The organism is Nocardiopsis sp. iso_25, assembly GCF_056173305.1.
Map to the genome: position 1 here is coordinate 2,446,699 of NZ_CM149667.1, position 26,322 is coordinate 2,473,020.

A 26,322-nucleotide genomic window follows, 5' to 3' on the forward strand; every position below is an offset into this window, starting at 1 on the left:
GTCCCCGGCCCGGCCGGGGACGCAGCAGAGGACGGAACGACATGACACACACCAGGCACCGCGGAGTCACCGCCGTGGTCACCGGCGCGGCCCGCGGCATCGGGGAGGCCACCGCCCGCCGCCTGGCCGCCGAGGGCGCCTCGGTGGTGCTCACCGACCTGTCCCCGAGCCTGGAGGAGGCCGCCGAACGCATCCGCGCCGAGGGCGGGCGCGCCCTGGCGGTGCGGGCCGACGTGAGCGACGAGGCCTCCTGGGACGGGGTCGTGGCGGCGGCCCGGGACGCCTTCGGGCCGGTGGGCGTCCTGGTCTCCAACGCCTACACCTTCGAGCAGGCGCCCGCCCACGAGACCACGCTCGGGTCCTGGGAGCGCCAGCTCGCCGTCAACCTCACCGGCGCGTTCCTGGGGGTGCGCGCCTGCCTGGACGACCTCTCCGCCAGCGGCGGCAGCGTCGTCATCACCTCCTCGGTCCACGCCTGGTTCGGGCTCCCCGGCCGACCGGCCTACGCCACCACCAAGGGCGGGCTCACCGCCCTGACCCGCCAGCTCGCCGTCGAGTACGGGCCGCGGGTGCGCGTCAACTGCGTGCTGCCCGGCCCCGTCCTCACCGCCGCCTGGGAGGGCGTGGGCGAGGAGGAGCGCCGCGACAGCGTCGCCCAGACCGCCGCGGGCCGCTTCGGCGACCCCGACGAGGTCGCCTCCGTCATCTCCTTCCTCGCCTCCGCGGAGGCCTCCTACGTCACCGGGACGAGCCTGCCGGTCGACGGAGGGTGGAGTATCTACAAGGCGTCGTCGTGACGGGACGCCCGGAACGGAGGAAGTGATGGCGGCCTACTCGGGGCGCGGTGTGCACGGCCAGACGGTGCGGTTACTGGGAGAACGCGTGCTCTCCGGACGGATCGGCGAGGGGGAGACGATCGACCTGGCCGCGCTCAGCGGCGAACTCGACCTGAGCCTGACCGCGATCCGCGAGGCGATCAAGGTCCTGGCGGCCAAGGGCCTGGTCGGCTCCCGGCAGAAGAAGGGGACGTTCGTGCGCCCCCGCGGCGACTGGAACCTGCTCGACCCGGACGTGGTCCGGTGGCGGATCGCCGCGGGCGCGGGGGACGTCTTCTTCGGCGAGCTGGCCGAACTGCGCGACGCCCTCGAACCCGCCGCGGCGCGCCTGGCCGCGCTGCGCCGCACCGACGCCGACGTCGCCGAACTGCGCGCGGCGCTCACCGACATCGCCGACTCCGGCCGCGGCCCGGCCGAGGAGGCCGCGCGGGCCGACCTGCGCTGGCACCGCGCACTGCTGGCGGCCACGCACAACGAGCTGTTCACCCGCACCGACGTCTTCTTCGCCGCGGGGCTCTCCGAACGCGACCGCCTGGTCCACGGGGGAGCCCACGACGACCCGGTGCCCACCCACGGCGCGGTCACCGAGGCCGTCGCCGCGGGCGACCCGCGCGCCGCCGAGTCCGCCATGCGCTCCCTGCTGGAGCAGGCCCGGGAAGACCTCCTCCGCGTCACCGAGGACGACGCGGCCGTAGACGATCTGGAGACACCTCAGTGAGAATCACCCGTATCGAGACCTTCCTGGTCCCGCCCCGGTGGCTGATGTGCCGGGTGGAGACCGACGACGGCGTCGTGGGCTGGGGCGAGCCCGTGGTGGAGGGGCGCGCGGAGACCGTGCGCGCCGCGGTCGAGGAGCTGTCCGAACTCCTCCTGGGCCAGGACCCCGCTCCCATCGAGTACCACTGGCAGCGCCTCACCAAGGCCGCGTTCTACCGGGGCGGGCCCATCCTGTCCAGCGCCGTCGCGGGGCTGGACCAGGCGCTGTGGGACATCGCGGGCAAGCGCCTGGGCGTCCCCGTCCACCGGCTCCTCGGCGGCCCCGTCCGCGACCGGGTGCGCGTGTACGGCTGGGTCGGCGGCGACGACCCCGCCGAGCTGTCGGAGGCGGTCGCGGCCCGCGTGGAGTCCGGGCTCACCGCCGTGAAGATGAACGCGTCCGGGGTGATGGGGCGCTCGGCCACCGTGCGCGAGATCGACGGCGTCGTGGAGCGCCTGGCCGGGGTACGCGACGTGCTCGGCCCGGACCGGGACGTGGCGGTGGACTTCCACGGCCGCTTCAACGCGGCCACCGCCCGCCGGGTCCTGCCCCTGCTGGAGCCCCTGCGCCCCATGTTCGTGGAGGAGCCGATCCTGCCCGAGTACGGGCACCTGCTCGGCGACGTCGTGCGCTCCAGCCCGGTGCCCATCGCCACCGGCGAGCGCCTGTTCAGCCGGAGCGAGTTCCTGCCCGCGCTCCAGGCGGGGGTCGCGGTCGTCCAGCCCGACCTCTCCCACGCGGGCGGGGTCTCCGAGGTGCGCCGGATCGCCTCCCTGGCCGAGACCTACGACGCCCTGCTGGCACCGCACTGCCCGCTCGGCCCCGTGGCCCTGGCCGCGAGCCTGCAGGTCGCCTTCGCCACGCCCAACTTCCTGATCCAGGAACAGAGCATGGGCATCCACTACAACCGGGACGCCGAACTGCTCGACTACGTCCTGGACACCGAGGTCTTCGCCTTCCCCGACGGGCACATCCACCGCTCCGAGGCCCCCGGCCTGGGCATGAGCGTGGACGAGGACGCCGTGCGCGCGGCGGACCGGATCGGCCACCGCTGGAGGCCGCCGGTGTGGAGCCACCAGGACGGGTCCTTCGCGGAGTGGTGAGGAAGGGAGTGACGCGCATGCTGTGCGAACCGTGGAGCACCGACCGCTTCGAACTGGGTGAGGGGCTGCGCCTGCGGGGCCGCGACCTGCTCATGGTGGACATCCTCACCGGCCGCCTCCTGCGGCTCGACCCCCGCACGCCGGGCCCGGCCGAGGTGGTCGCCGCCCTCGACGTCCCCCTGGGCGCGGTCGCCCCCGTCCGGGACGAACCGGGGAGGTTCGTCGCGGCCGCGGGCACGGGCGTGGCGCTGCTGTCCGAGGGCGGCGCACCGGAGTGGCTGGCCAGGCCCGAGGACGGCGCGGCCACGCCGATGCGGATGAACGACGGCTGCTGCGACCCCGACGGGAGGTTCTGGGCCGGGTCGATGGCCTACGACGGCACCCCCGGGGCCGGTTCGCTCTACCGCGCCGACCCCGACGGCCGGGTCACCCGGGTCCTGGAGGGCTACACCGTCCCCAACGGCCCCGCCTTCACCGCCGACGGCGCCCGCATGTACCTCGCCGACAGCGCCCAGGGCCGCATCGACGCCTACGAGATCTCCCCGGACGGCACCCCCGGTGCGCGGACCGTCTTCGCCCGGGTCGGGGACGGCAGCCCCGACGGGATGCAGGTCGACGCCGAGGGGCACCTGTGGGTCGCGGTCTGGGGTGCGGGCAGGGTGCACCGCTACGACCCCGACGGAACACTGGAGCGGGTGGTGGACCTGCCCGCCGCCCAGCCCACCAGCGTGTGCGTCGTCGACGCCCCCGACCCGCGGCTGTTCGTCACCTCCGCCGGGATCGGCCTCGACCGCCCCGGGCCCGGTGACGGCGCCCTCTTCTCGGTTCCCGTGGACGTGTCCGCCCCGGCGGCCCAGCCCTTCGGAGGAAACCCGTGACGCCCCAGGTCACCTGTGTCGGCGAGACCATGCTGCTGCTCACCGCGGCCGACCCGGCACCCCTGGACGGCGCCCCGCTCCTGTCCATGGGAACCGCCGGCGCGGAGTCCAACGTCGCGTGCGCCCTGGCCGCCCTCGGGCACCGGGCCGCCTGGCTCAGCGGCGTGGGCGACGACCCCTTCGGGCGGGTGGTCACCCGCAGCCTGCGCGAACGCGGCGTGGACGTGTCCGGCGTGCGGACCGACCCCGACCGGCCCACCGGCCTGCTGTTCAAGGACCCCTCGCCCTCGGGCAGCGCGGTCCACTACTACCGCGCGGGGTCGGCCGCCTCGGCCCTGGGTCCCGAACTGGCCGCGCACCCCCTCGTCCGGACGGCGCGGGCGGTGCACCTGTCGGGGGTCACCCCGGCGCTCTCGCCCGGCTGCGACGCCCTCGCCGAGCGCCTGCTGTCCGACCCCGGCCTGACGGTGAGCTTCGACGTCAACCACCGGCCCCGCCTGTGGAAGGAGGGGCAGGCGGCCCCCCGCCTGCTGGAGCTGGCCCGGCTCGCCGACGTCGTCCTCGTCGGCAGGGACGAGGCCGAGGAGCTGTGGGGCACCCCCACCGCCCGCGACGTGCGCGCGCTCCTGCCCGACGTGGACCGCCTGGTGGTCAAGGACGCCGAGCACGGCGCCACCGAGTTCCGCGGCGACGACGAGGCGTACGTGCCCGCTCCGGTGGTGGAGGTGGTCGATCCGGTGGGAGCCGGGGACGCCTTCGCCGCCGGGTACCTGGCGGGAGGGCTGCGCGGCCTCGACACGCGGGGCCGCCTGCGGCTGGGGCACCTGTGCGCCGGGCGCGTCCTGCGCGTGGTGGGCGATTTGGCCGACCCGCCCCCGGCGGAATCGGTGGACGAACTGCTCGCGGTCCCCGACGACCGGTGGACCGACCAGGCTTCGGCGGCCGTGGCCGCTGTGAGAGGAGACGGACATGAGTGACCAGGGACTGGACGGACTGTTCGGGGGGCACCGCGTACTGGCGATCCTGCGGGGCATGCCCGTGGACACCACGGTCGCGCTGGCCGAGCGCGCGTGGGACCTGGGCGTCACCGCGGTCGAGGTGCCCGCCCGCGACGCCCCGGGCCTGGAGGCGCTGCGCGCGACCGTCAGGGCCGGGGCCGAGCGCGGCCACCCCGTGGGCGCGGGCACGGTGATCACCCCTGAGCAGGTGCGCGACGTGGCCGGGGCCGGTGCCGCCTTCACCGTCGCGCCGGGCTTCGACGCCGAGGTCATGGCCGCCTCGGAGGCGGCGGGGATGCCCCACCTGCCCGGCGTGGCCACCCCCAGCGACATCCAGGGCGTGCTCAGGGCGGGCGGCCGCTGGGTGAAGGCCTTCCCCGCGACGTCGCTCGGCTCGGCCTGGTTCCGCGCCATGCACGGGCCCTTCCCCGACGTGCGGATCGTGGCCACCGGCGGCATGGACGCCCGCAACGCGCGCGAGTACCTCGACGCGGGGGCGCGGATGGTGGCGGTCGGCTCGGCGCTGGCCGACCCCGAGCAGATCCCCCTGCTGGCCGAACTCGTCTGACCGCGTCCGGAGCCCCGGGAGCGGGGTGCCTTCCGGGGCCCGGGGAACCCGAAGCCCCGGCCCGCTGACCAGCGGGCCGGGGCCTGTGGAGTCCCGGGTCTCAGGCGTCCCCGGGCGGCTCCGGGTCGGTGGCCCCGGTCAGCAGGGCCGCGGACTCCTCGTCCAACCGCAGGTGGTTGGCGGGCAGGAGGTCGGCCAACTGGCGGGTGTCGCGGGCGCTGGCCAGCACCGACGCCACGGACGGCCGGTCCGCCAGCCAGGCCAGGGCCACGGCCGCCGGGGAGGCCCCGCACCGCTCGGCGACCGTGTCCAGTGCCTCCAGCACCCGCCGGCCGCGCGGTTCGTCCAGGTAGGCGCGGGCCTTCCCGGCGCGCGGGCTGTCCACGTCGGTCGATCCCGGCCGGTACTTGCCGGTGAGGAAGCCCCGGGCCAGGCCGAAGTAGGGCAGCAGCGCCAGACCGCGCTCGCGCGCCAGCGGCACCAGGTCGGCCTCGATCCCGCGTTCCACCAGGTTGTACAGGGGCTGGACGCACACCGGGGCGTGCAGCCCCCGCTCCTCGCACACCTCCAGCCACGCCCGGATGCGGCCGGGCTTGTGGTTGGACAGCCCCACGTGGCGGACCACGCCCTCGTCCACCAGCTCGGAGAAGGCCTCGGCGCTCTCGGCCAGCGGTGTCTCGGCGTCGTCGAAGTGCGCGTAGTACAGGTCGATGGTCTCCACGCCCAGCCGTTCGAGCGAGGCCTTCGCGGCGGCCTTGACGTTGGACGCGGACAGGCCGCGAAAGTCCGGGTGCTCGCTGACCTTCGTGGCGATCACCATGTCGGCGGGGCGTCCGCGCGAGGCGAGCCAGCGTCCGATGACCGTCTCGGACTCGCCGCCCCGGTGCCCCTCGACCCACGCGGAGTAGGAGTCGGCGGTGTCGAGGAAGTTCCCGCCCGCCGCGGTGTAGGCGTCCAGGATCTGGAAGGAGGCGTGCTCGTCCGCGGTCCAGCCGAAGACGTTCCCGCCCAGGCACAGGGGGGACACGCGCAGGGATGACTCCCCCAGTTGGCGAAACCGTACGTGGTCCATGTTCGCCCCGCTTTCGTCGAGTGGTGGATGCGCCGACAGGCTAGACCCGGGGGTGCCGGAGAACCGGTGTTTCCTCCCTCCTCGGGGTGTCACGCCGGGCGGTCGTGGCCGGAACCGGCCACCTTCGGGCCGCGCGGCCGGGTCGTCCGGGGACCGCTGGGTAGGCTTCCCGTGCCCCAGCAGCGATGCGGCCGTGAGGTGACCCTTGAGCGACGACAGGCGTGACGACGAGTGGTCCGAGGGCACCCGCAGCACCGCGGGGGGCGTCTCCGGCCACGGGGCGCTGCTCCAGGGCAGGGACTTCTCGTTCACCGTCCTCCAGGGCGGGGACGGGGGAGGGGCCGCGGCCGCGGCCCCTCCGCGCTACGCGGTCCCCGCCCCGCCGCTGTTCGTCAACCGCGTCCGCCAGCTTGCCCGGGCCCGCGCCTTCATCGCCGACGGCGGCGCCCACGCCCGGGTCCTGGTCGTCCAGGCCTCGCACCGGGGCGGCGGGGCCAGCGCGTTCGGGCTCAAGGCCCTGCACGACTCCTACTCCGAGGACCCGCACCGGTTTCCCGGCGGCTACTTCTTCGCCGACGTCGAGCGCGACGGGGTCATGGAGTCCGTCAGCGGGATCCTGCGCCGGGCCGAGGTCCCCGAGGAGGAGATCCCGGCCGCCCAGGACCGGCGGCGCCAGCGGCTGCGCGGAGAGTTCGACCGGCGCGGCGCCGTCGCCGTCATGGTCGACGGCCCCGGTTCGGTGAACGACGTCCTGCCCTTCGCCGCCACCAGCCCGGGGAGCCTGACCCTGGTCGCCACCGCGCACGACCTCGACCTGGGCGAAGCCCTGCCCCACGTCCACGACGAGCTGGTCGAACTCGACGCGCTGGACGAGGAGCACTCCGCCGAACTGCTGTGCGCGAAGGCGCGCCTGACCCTCGGCCGCGACGACGAGCGGGCGGCGGTGGCCGCGCTGGTCCGGCTCGCCGGAGGAAGGCCCGAACTGCTGCTGCGCTACGGGCGCAGGCTCTTCCGGGCCCGCCGACGGATGGGCGTACCGGAGGCGCTGGAGGCCGTGTACCGGGAGGGAGGGCCTTCCGGGGCCTCACCCGGTCCGCGGCCCGGTGAGGGGATCGCGGACCGGCGGACCTCCGGTGGCGCGATCTCCGACGGGGGACCGGGAACCGTCCCCGGCCGGAGGACGCGCGACCCAGGGCAGGAGCGGGACCGGCCCCGGCCGGTCGGCCAGCAGCACGCGTTCGCCCCGGGACCGCTGACCGACTGGGGGAGCGCCGACCCGGGGTCCTCCGGTGGCGGAATCTTCGAAGGGGGACCGCGAACCGTGCACGGGGACGCCGAGGAGCCCGAGGGCTGTGAGGAGTTCGTGGCCGAGGTGGCCCCCGGGGCTCTGGCCGTCGCGCTGGCCTGCCACCCCGACACCGACTTCGGGGAGGCGCTCGCCCTGCGGCTTGCCCGCCTCGGCCCTCCGGCCGAGTGGGGCCGGGAGCCCGCGACGGCGGGCGGGAGCGGCACCGACGCCGACGCGGTGCGCGGGGCGCTGGCCGCGCTGGTCGAGGAGGAGGTCCTGACCGTGTCCGGGGAGGGTTCCGGGCGCCGCCACCGGTTCCTGTCCGCGCGCGTGCGGCGGGCCTGCGCCGCGCGGGCGCTCGACCGGGACCGGTTCCTCCGGGAGGTGCTCACCCACTACTTCGAGCGGGCCGCGGCGGCGCACCGGCTGCTGCTGCCCGGCCGCTGGCTCCAGGCCGACCTCGACGGGCGGTCGGCCTTCCCGGCGGGTGCCGCCACCGCGCACGCCTTCGCGGACAGGGAGGCCGCCCGCGCCTTCCTGGACGCCGACCGCGCGGCCCTGCGCGCCACCGTCATCGAGGCGGCCGTGCGCGGCGAGTACGAGCGCGCCGCCGAACTGTGCGAGCACCTTTGGGCCCTGTGGTTCACCTCCGGCGGCTTCGCCGACGTGGTCGACACCCACACCGAACTCCTCGACCAGACCCTGGGCACCCACCGCCTGTCCCCGGCCCGGCTCTCGCGGCTGTGCGTGCAGCGCTCCATCGCCTACCGTCGCGACGACAGCCTCGCACGGGCCCGCGAGGACGCCGAACGGGCCCTGGAGCTGGCCCGCGCCGTCGCGCCGCCGCAGCCGCTGGTGCTGCTCACCGCGCTGGAGGCGGTCGGCGACGCGGCGCTGCGCGGCGGCGGGACCGGGGAGGCGGCCGACCGCTTCGCGGAGGCGCTGGAGGTCGCCGGGACCGCCGGCGACCCGCGCGCGGTCCGCAACGCGCTGCGCAAGCTCGGCGGGGTGCGGCTGGAACAGGGCAGGGACGCGGAGGCCGAGGAGCTGCTGCTCCGGGCGCTGGAGCTGGCCGCCGGGGACCCGGTGGACGACCTCCAGAACCGGGCGCGGCTCGGCGCGGCCCTGGGCGACCTGCTGCTGCGGCGCGGCCGCCGGGACGAGGCCCTCGACCGGTGGGCGCGGGCCGCCGAACTGCACGGGCGCCTCGGTGACCACCGCAGGGTCGGCGACATGCACCTCAGGCGGGCCGACGCCCTGGAAGCGGTGGACGCCGCGGCGGCGCGCGCCGCGCTGGAGGAGGCACTGGCCGGGTACGAGGCGACCGAGGACCGGCGGCAGGCCGAGCGGGTGCGCGCCCGCCTGGAGGCGGGGCCGGGGCGCTGAGGGCCGCCGGTCCCCGCGGCGGAACGGGAACGCCGTGCCTCAGGGAAGCTCCCATACTGCCCGGACCCGGACGGCGCGGTCGCCCAGCAGCACGGTGAACACGAACCCTTCGGCGGGACCGGTTCCGGCGGCCCGGACACGGGGATCGCGCCGCAGCCGCCAGAACGCCGAGGCGAACACCGCCGGGTCTACGTCCCGCGCGTCATCCTCGGGGGAGAGCCGGCGGCGCAGGACCGCGCGGTCACCCACCAGGCAGTCGGCACCGTCCACGGCGGCGGCCATGCGGGCGCCGGGGTGGGCCTCCAGCGCCTCGCCGATCCGCCGCCACGGATCGCCGCGGTCCGGCCCGCACACCACGACGTCCGCGGCGTCGCGCCAGCGGGTCTGGGGTTCGTCGGTGTGCGTGACCGTGTGCGGTCGGCGCAGGGACAGCCGGCCCGTGACCGCCGGTTCGGCCGGGTGGCGGGCCACCCGGATGCCGCCGTCCTCCTCCTCGGCGGTGGCCAGGAGCGGGGCGCAGTCGGCCGTGTCCGGCCATCCGCGCCGGTGGGGGACCGGCGGGTCGGGCGGGGCCACCCGCACCCCGTGGACGGGTTCGGGCAGATTGAGAACGCGATAGAACGCGGTCCGAAGAACGGCGCCGGATTTCCCGGGAACGGAGGTGAGCATTCGCGTGGTGTGCGCGAACCTTTCCGCGGTGTGTTTCTCCGCGTCCGCCGCGATCTGGGAAAGGAGCGGTTCGTCCGGGCGCAGGAGAGCCGCGTTCCTTCCGAAGGCGGCGATGGGGGAGTCGCTGGCCAATTCGTGGTGGGGGAACGCGCCGAGAACCGTGTGGGTGCCCAGGGCGGCGCCGTAGAAGGTGACCGAGCCGTGGTCGCCGACGACGTGGTCGGCCGCGACGAGGGCCGCCTGCCAGCCCTGCCGGGGCGGCAGGACGCGCAACCCGGCGCGTTCGGCGTCGGCGAGCCAGGCGCGCACCTGCCAGGGGCCGTGGCCGTGCCAGACGTTGGGGTGCAGGGCCAGCGCCACCCGGTACTCGTCCACCGGGAGTTCCTCCAACAGGCGGAGGGGCAGGTCGGGCCAGCGGCCGAGCAGGGAGGTCGGGCCCCAGGTGGAGCTGATCAGGACGAGTCTGCGCCGTCCGGTCTCCAGGTGGTCGCGGTAGCGCTCACGCCAGGGGAGCCCGGCCAGGACGCGGTCGTAGGTGGGGTCCCCGGCGACGAGGGCCGCGCCCACGGCCTCGGGGCAGGCGGCGTTCAGCCGGTCGAGCTGCTCGGTGTGGGAGAGCACCAGGGTCTGCGGGACGAGCGCGCCGTCGCGGAGCAGGGTCTGGGGGGAGAGGCCGAAGACCGCCTCGTCCTCCGGTGGGAATTCGCCGGTGGGTGCGCCCGCGGTTTCCGGTTTCGCCAACTTGTTGTATCCGGCGCCGTGGGAGAACACCACCATGGGTGCTTTGATCCGGTGCAGATCGTCGCCGTAACTCGCGGAGAGGGCGAGGTCGAATTCCTCCTCCACGGCCTGTTCCCACGGTGCGACGACGGCGCCGATGTCACTGAGGAACTCGGTGACGCCCTCACGGAAGTTGGAGGTCCGGGCCCGGGTGAAGACGACCTGCACGCGGGGGTCGGACTCCAGCAGGGGGAGGATGTCGAGCAGCCGGGTCAGCGCGGTCACGGTGTGGACCACCACGAGGACCCGGCGGCTGTCGGGAGCGGTGGACCAGGCCGGTGCCGACCCGATGGGCACCCGCAGTCGCTCCTCGACCGACATGCGCCCTCCCGCCACCGCTCGCGTCCGTTCCGCCCTGCGACGGAACAGCGTACCGAACAGCCCCGCCCTCCGCCCCAGCGCTCTCCCCTCACCGGGTGGTTCCGCTACCGGCGCCACTGTGGGCCGTGGCAGCGGCGCCGGTAGCGGGACCGCGTGTGAAGGAAGGCCCCTGCGCCGCATGCGGCTCCGCCCCCCCGCCCGGGCGCCCGGACGGGGGTGTGCCGGATTCCTAGAGGCCGTGGGCGGAGCGGCGCGCCTCGGCGTAGCGCTCGCGCACGTGCGGTGCGTCCACGGGCTCGGCGGAGGCCTCCGGCTCGCCCAGGTCCCAGGTCGGCGCCTCGGCGCTCCCCGCCAGCGTCCACGCCGCCTGCCGGGCCGCGCCCACGGCCACGTACTCGGCGGGCCGGGGCACGACCACCCGCGCGCCCAGGACGGTCGGCGCCACCGCGCGCACGGCGGCCGACTGCGCCGCCCCGCCCACGAGCAGCACCCGGTTGACCGGGATGCCGGTGTCGGTCATCGCGGACAGTCCGTCGGCCAGCCCGCACAGCATGCCCTCCACCGCCGCGCGGGCGATGTTCTCCGGGCGCATGTTGGATCGGCGCAGCCCGTGCAGCGACCCCGCGGCGTCGGGCAGCACCGGCGTGCGCTCGCCGTCCAGGTAGGGCAGCAGCACGACGCCCTCGGCGCCCGGCTCGGCCGCCAGCGCCAGTTCGTCCAGCCCCGCCAGGTCCACGCCCAGCATCGAGGCGGTGGCGCCGAGCACCCGCGCCGCGTTGAGGGTGCACACCAGCGGCAGGTACCGACCGGTCGCGTCGGCGTACCCGCAGATGATGCCGCTGGGGTCCTGCGTGGGGCCCTCGCTCACGGCGAACACGGTGCCGCTGGTGCCCAGTGAGACCACCGCGTCCCCCGGGCGCAGCCCCAGGCCCAGGGCGCTGCCCATGTTGTCCCCGGTACCCGGGGCCACCAGCGCGCCCGAGGGCGTGCGTCCCACGGCCTCGGCCGGTTCGGCCACGCGCGGCACCCGGATCTCGCGTCCGAACGCCCGCGCCAGCAGGTCGGGGCGGTAGGCGTTGTCGGTCGCCGACCAGTAACCGGTGCCCGAGGCGTCGCCGCGGTCGGTGGTGGGCTCGGACCCTGCTCCGGTCAGCCGCCAGGTGAGCCAGTCGTGTGGGAGCATCACCGCGGTCGTGCGGTCGGCGTGCTCCGGCTCGTGCCGGGCCAGCCAGCGCAGCTTGCTCACGGTCAGGCTGGCGTTGGGCACGTTGTCCACGGCCTTGGCCCACTCGGCGGGGCCGCCCAGCTCCTCGATCAGGTCCAGGGCCGTTCCGGCCGAACGGGTGTCGTTCCACAGCAGCGCCGGGCGGACCACCGCGCCGACCTCGTCCACGGCGACCATGCCGTGCTGCTGTCCGGCGACGGAGACGGCGGCCACGTCGTCGAGCAGGCCGGAGGAGGCCTGTTCCAGGGCCGACCACCAGGAGTCGGGGTGGACCTCGGTTCCGTCGGGATGCGGGGCGCGGGCCTCGCGCACCACCGCGCCGCTGTCGGCGTCGCAGACCACGACCTTGCAGGACTGGGTCGAGCTGTCGATTCCGGCGACCAGGGGCATGGTTCTCGCTCCGTGAGGGTGGGGTGGCAACCCTGACAACCTAGAGGATCGGAGCGGGTACTGGAAAGCGCTGCCCCTATCCGTTGTCCCGTGATGACCGTTTTCCCAGGGTGGCGCCCGGGGCGCACCACCCCTTAAGGCAACTAAACCAGTAGGGAATGTGGTTAACTGCGTTCATGGCAGTCAGCGCACCACCACCGCACCCGCGGGCGACCGTCTTCGACGAGCGGTGTCAGCGGCCCGTGTGACCGACCAGGGACCGCTCACGACCGACCTTCCGAAGGACCACGCCATGACCGACACCGCAGCAGCGCCCGCCGCGGCGCCCACCCCGCTCACCCTGGACCGCCTGTCCGAGCTGACCGCCGAGGTCGCCCGGGAGGTCCGCGAGGGGCTCCACGAGGTCCGCTTCGACGCCGAGAACCGCTGGTCGGTCCGGCTGCGCGCCGACGACCACACCGACGTCTGGCTGATCTCCTGGACCCCCGACCAGTCCACGCGCCTGCACGACCACGCCGGGTCGCTCGGCGCGCTCACGGTCGTCGCCGGGGACCTGGTCGAGCGGTACTGGGACGCCGGGCTGCGCGAGCGCGACCTGCCCGACGGCGGGGGAGGCCGCTTCCCGCTCGGCCACGTGCACGATGTCGTCAACGCCTCCGAATCGCCCGCCGTGAGCGTGCACGCCTACTCGCCGCCGCTGACCGCCATGCACTACTACGAGGTCGGCGGCGACGGGGCGCTGCGCCGGACCCGGAGCGTCCTGACCACCGACCCCGAGCCGGACGTTCCCGTCCTGGAGGACGTGCCCGCCAGGGGAGGCCGCCGGTGAGCGCCGTCGAACGGCTCCTGGAGAACGGGCGCGCCCGCCTGGACCGGCTCTCGCCCGCCGAGGCGCTGACGGCCCAAGGCGCGGGCGCCCTGCTGGTCGACACCCGCCCCGCCGTCAACCGCGAGGCCGAGGGGGAGATCCCCGGCGCGCTGGTGATCGACCGCAACGTACTGGAGTGGCGGCTGGACCCCACCAGCCCGGACCGGGTCCCCGAGGCCGACTCCGCCGACCGGCTCGTCGTGCTGTTCTGCAACGAGGGCTACGCCTCCAGTCTGGCGGCCGTCCAGCTCCAGGAGCTGGGCCTGTCCCGGGCCACCGACATGGTCGGCGGCTACCGCGCCTGGCGGGCCCGGGGGCTGCCCGTCACCGAGCCCGCGCTCGGCGGCTGAGGCCCCGGCCCCGACCCGGAACCCGCCGCGCGGCGCCGCTCCCGGGGCCGCGCGGGCGTCTCAGCCTCCGGGGGCGGACACCGACGCCGGAGGCCCCTCGTAGACGTAGCCGACCCTGCGCACGGTGGTGATGAGACCCCCGGCGGGGCCGAGCTTGCGGCGCAGCCGGTGGACGTGCACGTCGATCGTGCGCGTGCTCTGCCCCTTGCGCGCGCTCCACACCCGCTCCAACAGCTCCTCGCGGGGGATGGCGCGTCCGGGCGAGGCGGTCAGGCAGTCCAGCAGCTCGTACTCCTGGTAGGTCAGCTCGACCTCCCGGCCGCCGGACCAGACCCGGCGGGCGCCGCGGTCCACGAGCAGCCCGGCGCGCACGCGGGGCAGCGGCCGGTCGGGTGTGCGCGGCTCGTCCACGACGACGCCGTAGACCAGCATGTACCTGTCGCCGTCGGGCAGCGGCAGCACGCCGAGGAGCGAGTGCTCGGAGCCGGGTTCACCGGCCGGGGGCGGCGGGTTCCAGGGCGGTGCGGGGGCGGGTGGTGCGCCGAGAGGGCTGTGTGCGCTGGGCATGTCACCATGATGCGCGCATAATCCTATAATTTCTACCTGTTAGGTAGGTAATATGGCGCGTGTGGCCGATGCCACGTACTCGGGGCCCGAGAAGTGATAATTCCTACCAATTCGGTGGATTAGGCTCTGATCAGCCCCGCGGTACCCCACAGGTTCCGCGGAGCCGCACCCTCGCCGGCACCCGTACCGGCCGCCGCGGGGCCCGTCCCCGCGATCCTCCATCCACGATCACGAAGGAGCGCACCATGCGCACGACTCCAGCCGCACTCGGAGCAGCCGCCCTCACCCTGGCGCTCGCCGCCTGCGGCGCGCCCAGCGAGCAGGCCGCCGAGTCCGGCGGCGAGGGGGACGTGCTGCGGGTGGGCGTCAGCCCGGTGCCGCACGGCGACATCCTCGCCTTCATCGAGGAGAACCTCGCCGAGGAGGCCGGGCTGAACCTGGAGATCGAGGAGATCTCCGACTACAACATCCCCAACACCGCTCTGGTCGAGGGCGAGCTGGACGCCAACTACTTCCAGCACCGCGCCTTCCTCAACGAGTGGACGGCCAACGGCCCCGACGCCGAGCTGACCTACCTGACCGACGTCCACATCGAGCGGCTCGGCCTGTACTCCGAGAGCGTCGAGAGCATCGACGACCTGCCCGACGGCGCCGAGATCGCGGTCCCCAACGACCCGGCCAACCTCGCCCGCGCCCTGGGCATCCTGGAGGCCGAGGGCCTGGTGACCGTCGACCCCGAGGCCGGGGAGTCCGCCACCGAGAACGACATCGTCGACAACCCGCGCGACATCACGGTGACCCCGCTGGAGGCCGCGCAGCTGCCCCGCTCGATCACCGACGTGGACGCCGCGGTGGTCAACGGCAACTACGCCATCGAGGTCGACCTGCCCGAGCAGTCCAACGTCCTGGCCTGGGAGCCCGAGGGCGACGACTACGTCGAGTCCTACGCCAACGGCCTGGTGACCCTGGCCGAGAACGCCGAGGACGAGCGCGTCCAGCTGCTCGCCGAGCTGCTGCACGACGAGCGGGTCCTGGAGTTCATCCAGGAGTCCTGGCAGGGCGTGGTCCTGGCCGTGGACGCCGAGGGCAACATCGTCGAGACCGCCGCCGACGACGCGGCCGAGAGCCCCGAGGCCAGCGCTGACGACAGCGCCGACGACGCCGCCGAGGAGAGCCCCGAGGCCGACCAGGAGTAACCGGGTCCGCGGGTGCCGGCGGCCCCCCGACGGGGACCGCCGCCCGCACACCCCGTCCGTTCGCGAGGGCGGCGGAGCCGACTGGCTCCGCCGCCCTTCGCCGTGTCCGGCCGCCGGGGCCGGGGTCAGTGTCCCCGCGCGGTGCCCTCCGGGCGCTCCCGCACCGGGTTCCACCCGTCGTCCCCGGCCAGGTAGGCCTCGGCGGTGTGCCGGGCCGCCTCGGCCGGGTCCATCTGCGGCCGGTCAGCGGTGACCAGCGCGCCGGGGCCGGAGTTGCGGTACTCCAGCATCCGGAACCGCCGCCAGTCGTGGCCGGAGGCCATCGCGGTCCAGCCCTGCCCGCGGAAGTGGCGGTCCATCCAGGAGTCGCGCACCAGCACCCGCGGCTCTGCGTCCGGATGCGAGCTGGGCACCCACGGGCGGCCCAGGTAGACGGTCCCGGCGGGGGCGTCACCGGTGAAGCGGCCGCGGGTGACCAGGAAGCCGAACTCCCGCCCGGGCCGGGTGCTCGGCGCGGTCACGTAGCCGTTGTCGGTGCCGCTGCCCCGGTCCAGGGAGTGGAACACGCACCCGTCGAACACGGCCGTGGCCCGGCCGAAGACGAAGTCCACGTCGCCCTCGGCGTGGCAGCCGCGGTAGTACTGCCGCGCGGGGGTGTCCGCGTCCGGCGAGTCCGCGTACAGCGTGTCCTGGTGGCCCAGGAAGCGCACGTTGTCGAAGACCAGCCGGTCCCCGGTGGCGCGCACCGCGACCGCCTGGGTTCCGGTGACGCCGGGGTGCTCCTCGCGCAGCCAGGAGTTCTCGAAGGTCAGGTCGCGGACGTGCGTGTCGTCCCCGCCGATGAGGGCGCTGGCGCTGCCGGACGTGCCGTGGGTCCCTCCGCCCGGCCTCGGGGTGCCCGCCGCGCGGTCGTGGGTGATGACCACGTCGCGGGGGTCGCCGGTCGCGCCGAGCAGGGTGATCCCGGGCCTGTCCGCGGGAAGCACCACCGGCCCGCGGTAGACGCCCGCCCCGACGCGGATGGTGACGCGTTCGGCGCCGCCCCGGGGAACGGAATCGACCGCGGCCTGGACCCCGGTGTGGTCGCCGGACCCGTCGGCGGCCACGGTGATCACCCTGCCCTCCGCTCCGGAGGACGGCCGAACGCCCGACCCGGAGTCGGCGGGGGAGCTGCGGCGGACCATGGGGAGGCCCCTCTCCTGTGGTAAGCGATTGCTTCAAGGGCATGACCGGTACTGCAACCGATTGCAGAACTGTCCCCGAACCGGCCGCGCCCCGTCAACCCCCGTGCGCGGGATGCTCCCCGCCCCTGAACGCCTGTCCGCGTGCCGCCTCGGCCACATGCGCCCTCGTCTCCGCGGACAGGACCCCTTGGCCCACTCCCCGAACGCGGCGGCCGGGCCGGAGCCGACCGCCGAGGCCGCGGTCTCCCGGAGCCTCCGGCGACAGCAGGCGTTTGCGGCCCCGGCCCTTCCACGCGGCTCCTAGGAGGCGGACGTGTCCGCCGTCGCTTCCCGCCCGCTCCGCTGCGGGCTCCGGGGCTCGGGCACGCACGCGGGGGCGTGCGGGCCGGTCAGCTGGTCGGGCGCGGGCACATCGGTGGCGTCCGGGCTCCGGCCGAACGAGCGGATCCGGCCGTCGGTGCCCCGGCCCGCGCGGTGCCCGTCCGCGGACAGCATGGACGGGTCGAACCCGCCCGTGCGCGCGGGAGACGGGGGGAGTTTGCCGCTGTTGTCCACGACGGCGTAGCGCATCCCCGCCTTGAAGGTCACCACGTTCTTCTCGTCGTCGGAGCAGAAGGTGTGCTCGGGGTCGTTGCGCACCACGTAGACCACGTGCTTCTCGGCGTACATGGCGGTGACGTAGCCCGCGGCGGCGTTCCCGTCCAACTCCACCGACTGCTGGTGCATCTCGGAGTTGGCGAAGGAGTGCGAGTAGCCCAGGGTCGTGGTCACAGACCCGCTGACCTTGACGCCGACGCCCTCCACCGCCACACCGGCCTCGAAGCCCACCGTGACGCCGACGCTCTTGCTGTAGGTCTGGGTCTGGGTGTCGGTGACTCCCCAGGAGACGGTCTGCCTCATCTGGCCGCCCTCGCTGCTGCCGCGCAGGTCCAGCGCGGCCACCAGCGTGTAGGAGCGGCGGCGGCGCAGGGTGTAGGTGGGCGAGTTCTCAATGACCCACGACCGGGACCTGGTGCGGTCGTCGACCGCCAGGCACGGCACGACGACCTCGCGGTCGATGACCGCGTTCTGCTCATCGGGAATGTTGTCGGGATCGGTGATCCTGGGGCGGACCAGGTCCCCGCCCCTGGTGACGGGAAGGGGCAGGTTGAGCACGTAGACCACGCCCGGGTCCTCCCCGAACATCTCGGCGTCCGCCACGCCGCCCATCCCGGTGAACTTGCCGTAAGCCCAGAAACCGGGGTCGGGGGCGATCTGGACGCTGTCCTGCTCCAGCGTCTGCCGGGGCCGCTTGGTGCGCAGCATCTCGTACGCCCCGCCGTCCGCCTTGGTGAAGTACTTGTCGCCGGGCACCGCGTACGCGACCCCGTCGATGTTCTCCCTGACGCAGGCGATCTGCTCCTTGTGCACGGGATGGGGCCAGTACCACTCGTGGCCGGGGGCGTCGGCGAAGGTGCGGTAGCCGGGGGGAGGAACCGCCCGGTGGCAGTAGTCGACCTTGCGCCATTCCTCGGCGGGCCGGACCGCTCCGCTGGAGGCGTCGGTGGACCTGATCCACGTGGTGGTGGCCTCGGGGTCGATGCTGCCGGTCAGGCAGTAGTAGTCCGCGCCGGGCCGGGAGGTCTCCCCGGTGGAGAAGACCGCGGTGATCTCGCCGAACACGCATTCCTTGGAGTAGGGCGTGGGCCTCTTCCCTTGGTGCCGTGGGCGCCCGCCCGGACGCCGGGCCGGGTGCGCCCGTTCTGTCAGGGCGTGGTGTGCCGACAGGGGGCAGGACCGGGTGAGCGGCGCCGACACCGCCATGATCTCCGCAAGCGGTGGCGCGGGGACCGTGCCGCGCGGTCGTGTCCGCGGACCGCCGCGTGCCGCACGCCCACACCCGGAGGAAAGAGGATGAGAGGTCACCGAATCGATGAGGCGGTTATGCCGGGTTGGGGATGTCCGGAACTCGTACGAGCGGGGTGTGGGCGGGTCCTGGGACCGACCGGCCCGAGCCGGGAGGGCAGCATGCCGCGGCGGCCGGGGGTGCGGGGCAGACGCCCGAATGGGCGGCGGCGCTCTCGCGGTGTCCCGCCCCGAACACGGCCGGGCAAGCCCCGCGCCGCTGCTCGGACAGCGCACGCGCGGGGCACACGGAACCGCTCCCCGGTGGAGGGCACTGGATCCGCCAGCCCACCTTCCGGGGAGCGGTTCGGTCGCTCCGGACCCCTCGACGCGTGTGTTCCGCCCTAGCTGCGCACCAGCGGGGTGTCCACCAGGTGCTCGGCCACGAACCAGGCCTGGAGCTCGTTGGTGCGGATCACGTCCGACACCAGCAGGTCGTTCGTGCCGTCGTCCCCCAGCTCCTGCGTGCGCGCGGCGGCGTCGTGGCAGTCCTCCAGGATCGTCTCGTGCGCCTCCAGCAGGCGGGAGAGCATCGCGGGCACCTCCTCGGCGCCGTTGGGCGGGCGCGGGATGTTGGTGATCTCCGCGACGTGCCTGGGGTCGCCGACCGCCACACCGCCCAGGGTCTGCACGCGCTCGGCCAGGTCGTCGATCAGCGCGGTCTGCTCACCGGCGTGCTTGTCCATCAGCAGGTGCAGCTGGTAGAAGGTGTGCCCGCGCATGAGCCAGTGGTGCTTCTTGTACAGGTCGTGCAGGATGCGCGTGTCGCACAGCACCTGGTTCAGCCGCTGGCACGAGTACATCCGGGTGTCGTAGGACAGCCCGACCGGGAACTGGCGGACCGTCCCGAACTCCTGGATCTCCTCGCCGCTCTGGTGCAGCCACGGCTGGCTGCTCCTGGGCTTGGGCGCTCCGGTCTTGCGCTCTGCGGTCGTCACTCTGGTCCCCCTCCAGTCGGTGTGACCCGTGTCGCGGGGAGCGCGCGGTGGTCGCGCTCCGCCTGCCAGTCTCGGCTACCCACCGCTCCCGGGGGCCTAACCCCGCGCCAACCGAGGGTAAGTTTCGTGTGCTTTCACCGGTCGGAGCACTCCGACGGACCCGGGGCGGCGCGCGCCGGGCCCCGGCGCACCGGGACCGTCGCAGGCGCCCGCTAGTGTTCCGGCCCGAGCACCCCCGTGAGAGAGGAGTCCCATGAGCTGGGACGTGCTGCTGACACCGGCGCCCGCGGACGCGGAGTCCGTCGACGACATCCCCGAGGGCTACGGGACCGGGTCCATCGCGCCGCTGGCCCGGCTCCTGGCGACGCTGCGCGAGGCCTTCCCCGAGGCGGACCTGTCCGATCCGGCCTGGGGCCACCTCCGGGGCGAGGAACAGGGCTGGGACATAGAGCTCAACATCGGCACCGGGGACCCGGTCACGGGCGTGATGCTCCACGTCCGCGGCGGCGACCCCGTGCCCGCCATCCTCCGGATGGCCGAGGTGCTCGGCTGCCGTGCCCTCGACTGCTCGACGGGCGACTTCCTGCGCGAGGACGGCGGCGACGGATGGGAGTCCTTCCAGGAGTACCGCGACCAGGTCCTGCACCGGGCGGCACCGGAGGGGTTCGGGTCCTCCGCGGCGCCCTGATCCGTCCCCGGCGTCCCCGGACCTGTCCGAGGCCCGTCCCCGGCCCCTACGTGCGCGAGCGGACCGCCAGGGCACGTCATGGCGCGGCCCCGCCGTGTGGGGCCCGTACGCGCGAGCGGGCCACCACCCTCCCGACGAGCACCACGACCCGGCCCGTCGGGGCACGAGCGGGTCGGGGCCTGCCCGCGCCACGGGACCGGGAGGCCCGGGCACCCGTCCGCGCGGGAACGGGTCAGGGCGCGATCGCGCAGGCGGTCTCCAGCACGAACCGCTGCCAGGGCCGGTGCGGGTCGTGCCCGGTCAGCTCCCGTACCCGGCGCAGCCGGTAGCGCAGCGTCTGGGCGTGCACGTGCAGCGCCTGCGCCGCCGTGGTCGCCGCGCCCTCGCGCAGGTAGGCCCGCAGCGTCTCCAGCAGGTGGGCGTTGCCCTCGGCCAGCAGCGGCCCCAGCACGGTGCTGCGGACCGCGGCCGGGGTGACCGGACCTCCGTTGAGCAGCGCCAGCACGCACGCGTCGGCGGTCCCGAGCAGCCCCCGGGAGTCGAAGGCGTGCGGGGGCGCGGTTTCCAGGGCGTCGTCGGCCAGCCGGTAGGCGGCCGACATGTCGGTCAGCGCCCGCGGCTCCAGCACGCACCCGCGCCAGGGGCGCGCGCCGAGCACGGCGGCCGCCCGGTCGGCGTCGTCGGGGCGGACCAGCAGCACCACCCGTCCCGAACGCGTGGTGACCAGCGGGTCGCCGCCCGCCGGTTCCACCAGGCCCAGAAGCTCCATCCCGGCGGCGAGCGCGGCCGCCCGCGGCGCCCCTTCGGAGGGCCCGCCGTCGGCCTCGGCCACCACCAGCACGGCCGGGTCGGGAGGGGCGATGCCCAGGGTCCGCGCCCGGTCTCGGATGGCCCCGCGCGAGGCCTGCCGACCGATCAGCAGGTCGTCCAGGAAGGCCCTGCGTGCCCGCTCCAGGTCCGCGTCCAGGCGGCGCGCGGCCTCTGCGTGGCCCGCGGACAGGCTCTCGGAGATCTGGTCGATCGAGGTCAGCCACAGTTCGCCCAGAGCGAACACGTCGGCGGCGTCGAGCCGGTCGGAGGCCAGTTCGGCGACCAGGCGCACCGCCGCCGCCGAGCCCACCCGGTGCGCGCGCACCACAGCGCCGATCGAACGCCCGTCGGCCGCCCGCGACCGGCCGATCCCGCGCAGCCGCTCCACGTCCTCCGGCGGCAGCCGCGTCGCCCCGGCCGCCCACAGCTCCAACGAGCGGCCCATCAGCCACCCGGTGATCGCCCGCACCTCGGTGAGCTGGGACCCGTGCAGCGCGCGGTAGGCCGGGACCTCGGCGTGCACCTCGGCGACGATGCGCTCGACCAGCCCGGCCCGCTCCCGCGCCAGCTCGGCGCCGACCCGGGCACGCTGTTCGTGTCCCATCGCCCCACCTCCAGAACGGCCAGGGCAGCCTATCGGCGGCGGCCCCTCGGGCACAGGGGAGCGAAGGGCGTGTGGGCATGACCGGTCCCACCGGGTAGGGGTGAGAGAAGAGAGAGCACAGTGACGCGTGGGAGGTGCCGCAAGGGTGGGGAGGACGCAACCGGAGGGAACCTCGCGCCGCTCCCGCCGGGGCTCCCTCCGTCCGCGCGGCGACCTCGGTGTCCGGGATGTCCACACACGTCGGCTGTCACCGGGCGTGAACGGTAAAAAGCCCGCACAGTCACGGCGCATCTGGGACCGCGACCCGCGCGGACGTGGCAGTATGCGACTGCGGTAGGGGGAAGACCGCAGGCTGGAAGAGCAAGGCAGACCGTTCGGCGCTGACGGGGGATGAGACAGATGCAGCAGATGACCGTTCCAGAACTCACTCTGGGTAATGGCCTGCGCATTCCGCAGCTGGGCTTCGGCGTGTGGCAGGTGCCGCAGGAGGAGGTCGTGGCGGCCGTCTCCACCGCGCTGGAGACGGGCTACCGCAGCATCGACACCGCGGCCGCCTACGGCAACGAGGAGGGGGTGGGCGAGGCGCTGCGCCGCTCCGGCCTGGAGCGCGGCGAGCTGTTCGTGACGACCAAGCTGGCCAACCCCGACCAGGGCTACGACGCCACCCTGCGCGCCTTCGAGGCCAGCCTGGGCCGCCTGAACCTGGACACCGTGGACCTGTACCTCGTGCACTGGCCCATGCCCCGCCGGAACCTGTACGTGCCGACCTGGAAGGCGCTGGAGCGCCTCTACGCCGAGGGCCGCGTCCGCGCCATCGGCGTGTCCAACTTCCAGCGCCCGCACCTGGAGCGGGTCATGGAGGAGGGCGGCATCACGCCCATGGTCAACCAGATCGAGCTGCACCCGCTGCTCACACAGGCGGACATGCGCTCCTTCGACGCCAAGCACGGCATCGTCACCGAGGCGTGGAGCCCCCTGGGTCAGGGCAAGCTGCTCGGTCACCCGACCGTCGTCGCGGTCGCCGAGGAGCACGGGCGCACGCCCGCCCAGGTGCTGCTGCGCTGGCACATCCAGCTCGGCAACGTGGTGATCCCCAAGTCGGTGACCCCCGAGCGCATCCGCTCCAATTTCCAGGTCTTCGACTTCGAGCTCTCCCGCGCGGAGATGGACCGGATCAGCGGGCTCAACACCGACAGCAGGTTCGGCCCCGACCCCGACGACTTCGACGGCGCCTGAACCTCCCCGCCGCCCGACGGGGCGCTCGGACGGGCCCTCCTAGCCGCGCAGCTCCCGGTGCCTGCGGGCCCCGGCCAGGACGGCCTCGGTGCCGTTGCGGCGCACGCGGCCGACGTAGACGGCGCCGCCGACGAAGATGGCGGCGAAGACGCCCAGCGCGACGACGAGGGCGAGGGCGGACAGCAGCACAGTGATCGACATGCGCTCATCGTAGCCGCACGCGCGGCGGGTTCCCAAAGGGGCCGTCCGGGACGGGCGGCGGGCGCGACACGGGCAGGAGGGGCCGCCGATGGGCCGCACACCGCACGAGATCGTCAACCCGCTCACCCTCGCCGAGCCGTCGGGCTCCTCCCACGCGCTCGTGGTCAGCCCCGGGCGGGTGGTCCACGTCGGCGGGCAGCGCGCGTACCGCCCCGACGGCAGGATCGTCGGAACCGGCCTGGCGGAGCAGTTCGACCGCGCGCTCGCCAACGCGGTGGAGGCGCTGCGCGCGGCGGGCGCCGAACCCGCCCACGTGGTGGATATGCGCGTCTTCACCACGTCCATGGCGGCCTACCGGGCCCAGAGCCAGAGCGTCGGCGCGGTCTACCGGCGCCACATGGGCCGCTTCCACCCGCCGATGACGGTCCTGGGGGTGGTCGACCTCCTGGACCCCGACGCCGTGGTGGAGGTGGTGTGCACCGCCGTGGTCCCCGACGCGGCCGGGAGCGGGCCGCTGCTCGCGGAGCAGGTGTGGAAGCCGGTCGAGGAGGAGGGGCGGCCCGAGGTCACCGTCTCCGCGGACGGGGTCGGCCCGCTTCCGGCCCAAGAGCGCCCGTAGCGCCCCCGGTCGCGCGTTCCGGCGTTCGGGCGGGAGCACCGGCGGCGGCCTCGGCCCGCCGCGCCGGTAGCCGGTCGGGGATGTCCGTGGTGGTTGCGGTCGCGTGCTCCGGTTCCCGGTCGGGGGTGCTCGTGGTGGAACCGGCCGTGTGTTTCGGTTCCCGGCCGGGAACGCCGGTGGTCTTCGCGTCCGTCCGGGCGGCGCGGCTTCCGGTTCCCCCGGCGCTCACCAGCACCACGGCCACCGCGCACACCGCCATCCCCGCCAGGGCGACCGGGCCCACCGGGTCGCCGAACATCAGCCACGACCACACCAGCGTGGTGGGCGGCGTCAGGTACAGCAGGGCCGACACCCGGGCCACACCCGAGCGGGCCAGGACGGCCCAGTACAGGCCGTAACCGCCCAGGGTGGACAGCACCACCACCCACGCCACCGCCGCCCAGAAGCCGGGGTCGGCGGGCGGGGCCAGCGTTCCGGTGGCCGCGGCCAGCCCCGTGAACAGCACCGCGCTCACCGCGCACTGCACCGCCAGGGCCTGGACCACCGAACCCCCGGGCCGCGCGCGGCGCTCCAGCAGGGTCGCGGCCACCAGGGACAGCATCGCCCCGAACGGCAGCAGGTACCCCCACCACGGCGCCGCGCCCGACCGGAACAGGTCCGCGCCCACCACCAGGCCGACCCCGGCCAGCCCCAGCGCGAGGCCCGCCAGCTGGCGCGGCCGCACCCGCTCGCCCAGCAGCGGGACGGCCAGGGCGGTCGCCACCAGGGGCTGGAGGGCGGCCACCAGCGCGCTCGTCCCGGCGGCCACACCCGCCTGCGCGGCGGCGAATACCCCGTACAGGTACCCGGACTGGGCCAGCAGGCCCAGCACGGCGTGCGCGGCCAAGTCCCGCCGCGGCATCCGCGGGCCGCGCCACAGCCACCACCCCGCCAGCAGGGCGGCCACGACCAGGAAGCGCCAGGCCAGCAGCGTGGTCGCGGGCGCGTGCCGGGTGCCCAGCTCCGCGCCGACGAAGCCGGAGCTCCACATCACCACCAGTCCGGCGGCGAGCAGGGGGAAGGGTACGGAACGGGAGGTGCGTGTCTCTGCGTGTTCCATGCGGGCAGGTAAACACACCGGTCGGTATACTCACAATGTAGTCCGAACGAGGCGCCCCCTACGGCGGGGCGCGACGGAGGGAGTGGGCACCGTGCCCGGTACCGCGACGACACCGCTGACCCCGGCCGCGCGCCGCGTCCTGGACGTGGCGACCGAGCTGTTCTACACCCGCGGGATCAACACCGTGGGTATGGAGCTGGTCGCCGAGCGGGCGGGGGTGACCAAGAAGACCATCTACGACCGCTTCGGCTCCAAGCAGCAGCTCGTCGTCCACTACCTGCGCGCCCGCGACGCCCGCTGGCGCGCCTACCTGGACGGTTACCTGGAGCGGGCCCGGACCCCGAGGGAGCTGGTGGCCGCCACGTTCGACGCCCTGGACGCGTGGATGGGCGAGGAGAACCCGCGCGGCTGCGCGATGGTCAACGCCTACGCCGAGCTCTCCGACCCCGAGCACCCCGGTCGCGCCGTCGCCGAGGAGCAGAAGCGGTGGTTGCGCGGCCTCTACGCCGACCTCGCCGAGCGGTCGGGTGCACGGGACGCGGTGGCGCTCGGCGACGCGCTGGCCATGCTCCACGAGGGCGCCGTGGTGGCCCGCAACGTCACCGGGGTCGCCGACGCCGCGCGCACCGCCCGCGCCGCCGCGGACGCCCTGATGAGCGTGCACGGCGCGGACTGAGGGCGCCGGGGCCGGGACGTGTCCGGCCGCTTCGTACGGGGACCGGGGGCCGGGGCCGAGGGGGTGGTGCCGGAGCCCGTCCGGGCCCGCGAACAGGGGACCGGGGCCGCCATGGGCGCGCACCGGTCCCGCCGGGGCTCAGGTGTAACCGAGCCGGGACAGCTCCGTGCCCGCCACCTCGCGCACGTCGCCGTACTGGTCGCGGGTCAGGCGCTCGCGCCACGACCCCACGCCCCAGGACTCCGAGGTCAGCAGCTCCGAGGCCGACACCCGCGCCCCGGTGAACTCCCGCAGCCGCTCGGCCGCCTCCACCTCGCCGCCGTGCACGTCCTCGTAGCGCAGGGTCAGCAGCTGTTCGGCGCCGATGGAGCGGCGCAGCAGCGCCGACATGCGGATCGCCCCGCGCCAGCGCATCGCGCACTTGGCGGCGGTGGAGCCCTCCCTGAACGAGGACAGGTCCGACTCCTCCTCCAAGCCGAAGAAGTGGTTGGGGAACTCGTGGTCGAGCTTCATGAAGCTCGGTTTGAGCCAGGCCAGCGAGCGCTCGTCCTCCATCATGTCCGCGATGACGTCGCGGCCGTCCCGGATGACCTGCACGAACAGGGCGTCGGGGAAGGCCGCGTGCAGGGCTGTGGCGCAGAACAGCAGGTCGGGGCTGGCGTCGCCGTAGCGGCGCACCTCCGCGCTGTGCTCGCACGGCTCGGCGGAGGCGTTGGCGGGCACGCGCGCCCACGGCCCCGGACAGCGCGGACAGGTCAGCGGCGTGAGCTGCCAGGCCTCGGCGTAGGCCTCGCGCAGCAGGCTCGCCGTCCCGGCGACCTTCTCCAGCGCGAGGGAGGGGCGTCTGGCCACGGCGTAGACGGCGTTGAGCACGCCCGACGAGCCCGCGCCCAGGTGCAGGCCGGGCACGCGCGACAGGGCACGGGCGACCTCGGCGACTCCCGAGTGGGGAGCGCCCAGGACGAACACGGGGCGCTCGACCTTGGTCCCGTTGACCACGAGGATGTAGGACGGCTGCTTCATGACGGTGTCGATTTTCGCACCCTTTGCCCACCTCGTGTGCATCGGCAGGGATGTGGCCTCCGTGCCCTTCCTGTACCCCCGAGGTTACGCCCCGGGCCGGACCGGCGC

The 26,322-nt window shown here is 74.7% G+C and carries 25 protein-coding genes; 14 read left to right on the forward strand and 11 right to left on the reverse strand.

Features of this window, described 5'->3' with window-relative positions; translation table 11 throughout:
* Positions 1 to 41 precede the first annotated feature (41 nt).
* From AC0VX6_RS10550 to AC0VX6_RS10575, 6 genes are read left to right on the forward strand one after another with little or no spacing between them, the layout of a single operon-like run.
* Positions 42 to 797, forward strand: a complete 756-nt coding sequence (locus AC0VX6_RS10550; RefSeq protein WP_274977358.1) for an SDR family NAD(P)-dependent oxidoreductase — start codon at positions 42 to 44, stop codon at positions 795 to 797.
* Positions 798 to 822: 25 nt separating this feature from the next.
* Complete coding sequence (locus AC0VX6_RS10555) at positions 823 to 1,554, forward strand: FadR/GntR family transcriptional regulator (RefSeq protein ID WP_274977359.1); 732 nt, start codon at positions 823 to 825, stop codon at positions 1,552 to 1,554.
* On the forward strand, positions 1,551 to 2,696 hold the full coding sequence (gene dgoD, locus AC0VX6_RS10560) for a galactonate dehydratase (protein ID WP_475468383.1): 1,146 nt from the start codon (positions 1,551 to 1,553) through the stop codon (positions 2,694 to 2,696). Before AC0VX6_RS10555 ends, dgoD begins: the two co-directional genes overlap by 4 nt.
* Positions 2,697 to 2,713: 17 nt before the next feature.
* Positions 2,714 to 3,574 carry an SMP-30/gluconolactonase/LRE family protein gene (locus tag AC0VX6_RS10565; protein WP_475468384.1) on the forward strand — a complete coding sequence of 287 codons (861 nt, stop codon included), beginning with the start codon at positions 2,714 to 2,716 and terminating at the stop codon, positions 3,572 to 3,574.
* On the forward strand, positions 3,571 to 4,551 hold the full coding sequence (locus AC0VX6_RS10570) for a sugar kinase (protein WP_475468385.1): 981 nt from the start codon (positions 3,571 to 3,573) through the stop codon (positions 4,549 to 4,551). The genes AC0VX6_RS10565 and AC0VX6_RS10570 overlap by 4 nt, the downstream gene beginning before the upstream one ends.
* Positions 4,544 to 5,140, forward strand: coding sequence for a bifunctional 4-hydroxy-2-oxoglutarate aldolase/2-dehydro-3-deoxy-phosphogluconate aldolase (locus AC0VX6_RS10575; protein WP_274977362.1), 597 nt, complete (start codon positions 4,544 to 4,546; stop codon positions 5,138 to 5,140). Before AC0VX6_RS10570 ends, AC0VX6_RS10575 begins: the two co-directional genes overlap by 8 nt.
* 100 nt (positions 5,141 to 5,240) lie before the next feature.
* Here the strand turns inward: AC0VX6_RS10575 and AC0VX6_RS10580 are convergent, their stop codons facing one another.
* Positions 5,241 to 6,212 (reverse strand): aldo/keto reductase, encoded by a 972-nt coding sequence (locus tag AC0VX6_RS10580; protein ID WP_475468386.1) that lies wholly within the window; start codon positions 6,210 to 6,212, stop codon positions 5,241 to 5,243.
* 205 nt (positions 6,213 to 6,417) lie between these two features.
* Here AC0VX6_RS10580 and AC0VX6_RS10585 point away from each other — a divergent pair, with 205 nt between their 5' ends.
* Positions 6,418 to 8,886, forward strand: a complete 2,469-nt coding sequence (locus AC0VX6_RS10585; protein ID WP_475468388.1) for a hypothetical protein — start codon at positions 6,418 to 6,420, stop codon at positions 8,884 to 8,886.
* A gap of 39 nt (positions 8,887 to 8,925) precedes the next feature.
* Here the strand turns inward: AC0VX6_RS10585 and AC0VX6_RS10590 are convergent, their stop codons facing one another.
* Both AC0VX6_RS10590 and xylB read right to left on the reverse strand, forming a co-directional pair.
* Positions 8,926 to 10,656, reverse strand: coding sequence for a hypothetical protein (locus tag AC0VX6_RS10590; protein ID WP_475468390.1), 1,731 nt, complete (start codon positions 10,654 to 10,656; stop codon positions 8,926 to 8,928).
* Between the two features lie 229 nt (positions 10,657 to 10,885).
* Positions 10,886 to 12,271: a xylulokinase gene (xylB, locus tag AC0VX6_RS10595; RefSeq protein WP_475468391.1), complete on the reverse strand. Its 1,386-nt coding sequence runs from the start codon at positions 12,269 to 12,271 to the stop codon at positions 10,886 to 10,888.
* Positions 12,272 to 12,563: 292 nt separating this feature from the next.
* On the opposite strand from xylB, the gene AC0VX6_RS10600 reads away from it, so the two are divergent.
* A complete protein-coding gene (locus tag AC0VX6_RS10600; RefSeq protein WP_274977367.1) occupies positions 12,564 to 13,100 on the forward strand; it encodes a cysteine dioxygenase in 537 nt (178 codons plus the stop codon).
* Complete coding sequence (locus AC0VX6_RS10605) at positions 13,097 to 13,489, forward strand: rhodanese-like domain-containing protein (protein WP_274977368.1); 393 nt, start codon at positions 13,097 to 13,099, stop codon at positions 13,487 to 13,489. The genes AC0VX6_RS10600 and AC0VX6_RS10605 overlap by 4 nt, the downstream gene beginning before the upstream one ends.
* Positions 13,490 to 13,549: 60 nt before the next feature.
* Here AC0VX6_RS10605 and AC0VX6_RS10610 read toward each other — a convergent pair whose 3' ends face one another.
* Positions 13,550 to 14,056, reverse strand: a complete 507-nt coding sequence (locus AC0VX6_RS10610; RefSeq protein ID WP_475468392.1) for a winged helix-turn-helix domain-containing protein — start codon at positions 14,054 to 14,056, stop codon at positions 13,550 to 13,552.
* Between the two features lie 245 nt (positions 14,057 to 14,301).
* Between AC0VX6_RS10610 and AC0VX6_RS10615 the strand changes: the two genes are divergently transcribed.
* Positions 14,302 to 15,252 carry a MetQ/NlpA family ABC transporter substrate-binding protein gene (locus AC0VX6_RS10615; protein WP_475468393.1) on the forward strand — a complete coding sequence of 317 codons (951 nt, stop codon included), beginning with the start codon at positions 14,302 to 14,304 and terminating at the stop codon, positions 15,250 to 15,252.
* A gap of 125 nt (positions 15,253 to 15,377) precedes the next feature.
* Here AC0VX6_RS10615 and AC0VX6_RS10620 read toward each other — a convergent pair whose 3' ends face one another.
* From AC0VX6_RS10620 to AC0VX6_RS10630, 3 genes are all read right to left on the reverse strand, one after another.
* Positions 15,378 to 16,436, reverse strand: coding sequence for a pectinesterase family protein (locus AC0VX6_RS10620; protein ID WP_475468395.1), 1,059 nt, complete (start codon positions 16,434 to 16,436; stop codon positions 15,378 to 15,380).
* Between the two features lie 300 nt (positions 16,437 to 16,736).
* Entirely contained in the window at positions 16,737 to 18,098 is a 1,362-nt protein-coding gene (locus tag AC0VX6_RS10625; protein ID WP_475468396.1) for a hypothetical protein, read from the reverse strand.
* Between the two features lie 566 nt (positions 18,099 to 18,664).
* Positions 18,665 to 19,258, reverse strand: a complete 594-nt coding sequence (locus AC0VX6_RS10630) for a Dps family protein (protein WP_274977373.1) — start codon at positions 19,256 to 19,258, stop codon at positions 18,665 to 18,667.
* Positions 19,259 to 19,511: 253 nt separating this feature from the next.
* Here AC0VX6_RS10630 and AC0VX6_RS10635 point away from each other — a divergent pair, with 253 nt between their 5' ends.
* The gene (locus AC0VX6_RS10635; protein ID WP_475468398.1) at positions 19,512 to 19,946 is read left to right on the forward strand and encodes a hypothetical protein; all 435 of its coding nucleotides are present in this window, start codon (positions 19,512 to 19,514) and stop codon (positions 19,944 to 19,946) included.
* A gap of 232 nt (positions 19,947 to 20,178) precedes the next feature.
* Here the strand turns inward: AC0VX6_RS10635 and AC0VX6_RS10640 are convergent, their stop codons facing one another.
* Positions 20,179 to 21,360, reverse strand: a complete 1,182-nt coding sequence (locus tag AC0VX6_RS10640) for a PucR family transcriptional regulator (RefSeq protein WP_475468400.1) — start codon at positions 21,358 to 21,360, stop codon at positions 20,179 to 20,181.
* Between the two features lie 408 nt (positions 21,361 to 21,768).
* On the opposite strand from AC0VX6_RS10640, the gene AC0VX6_RS10645 reads away from it, so the two are divergent.
* The gene (locus AC0VX6_RS10645) at positions 21,769 to 22,596 is read left to right on the forward strand and encodes an aldo/keto reductase (protein ID WP_274978112.1); all 828 of its coding nucleotides are present in this window, start codon (positions 21,769 to 21,771) and stop codon (positions 22,594 to 22,596) included.
* Positions 22,597 to 22,635: 39 nt separating this feature from the next.
* Here AC0VX6_RS10645 and AC0VX6_RS10650 read toward each other — a convergent pair whose 3' ends face one another.
* Positions 22,636 to 22,797: a hypothetical protein gene (locus AC0VX6_RS10650; protein WP_475468401.1), complete on the reverse strand. Its 162-nt coding sequence runs from the start codon at positions 22,795 to 22,797 to the stop codon at positions 22,636 to 22,638.
* Positions 22,798 to 22,885: 88 nt separating this feature from the next.
* Here AC0VX6_RS10650 and AC0VX6_RS10655 point away from each other — a divergent pair, with 88 nt between their 5' ends.
* Entirely contained in the window at positions 22,886 to 23,416 is a 531-nt protein-coding gene (locus AC0VX6_RS10655) for a RidA family protein (RefSeq protein ID WP_475468402.1), read from the forward strand.
* Here AC0VX6_RS10655 and AC0VX6_RS10660 read toward each other — a convergent pair.
* Complete coding sequence (locus AC0VX6_RS10660; protein ID WP_475468404.1) at positions 23,364 to 24,515, reverse strand: DMT family transporter; 1,152 nt, start codon at positions 24,513 to 24,515, stop codon at positions 23,364 to 23,366. The two genes, AC0VX6_RS10655 and AC0VX6_RS10660, sit on opposite strands and share 53 nt — an antisense overlap.
* An 82-nt stretch (positions 24,516 to 24,597) precedes the next feature.
* Between AC0VX6_RS10660 and AC0VX6_RS10665 the strand changes: the two genes are divergently transcribed.
* Positions 24,598 to 25,191, forward strand: a complete 594-nt coding sequence (locus AC0VX6_RS10665) for a TetR/AcrR family transcriptional regulator (RefSeq protein WP_274977379.1) — start codon at positions 24,598 to 24,600, stop codon at positions 25,189 to 25,191.
* Between the two features lie 138 nt (positions 25,192 to 25,329).
* Here AC0VX6_RS10665 and AC0VX6_RS10670 read toward each other — a convergent pair whose 3' ends face one another.
* Positions 25,330 to 26,214: a sulfotransferase family protein gene (locus AC0VX6_RS10670; RefSeq protein ID WP_274977380.1), complete on the reverse strand. Its 885-nt coding sequence runs from the start codon at positions 26,212 to 26,214 to the stop codon at positions 25,330 to 25,332.
* Positions 26,215 to 26,322: the final 108 nt, after the last annotated feature.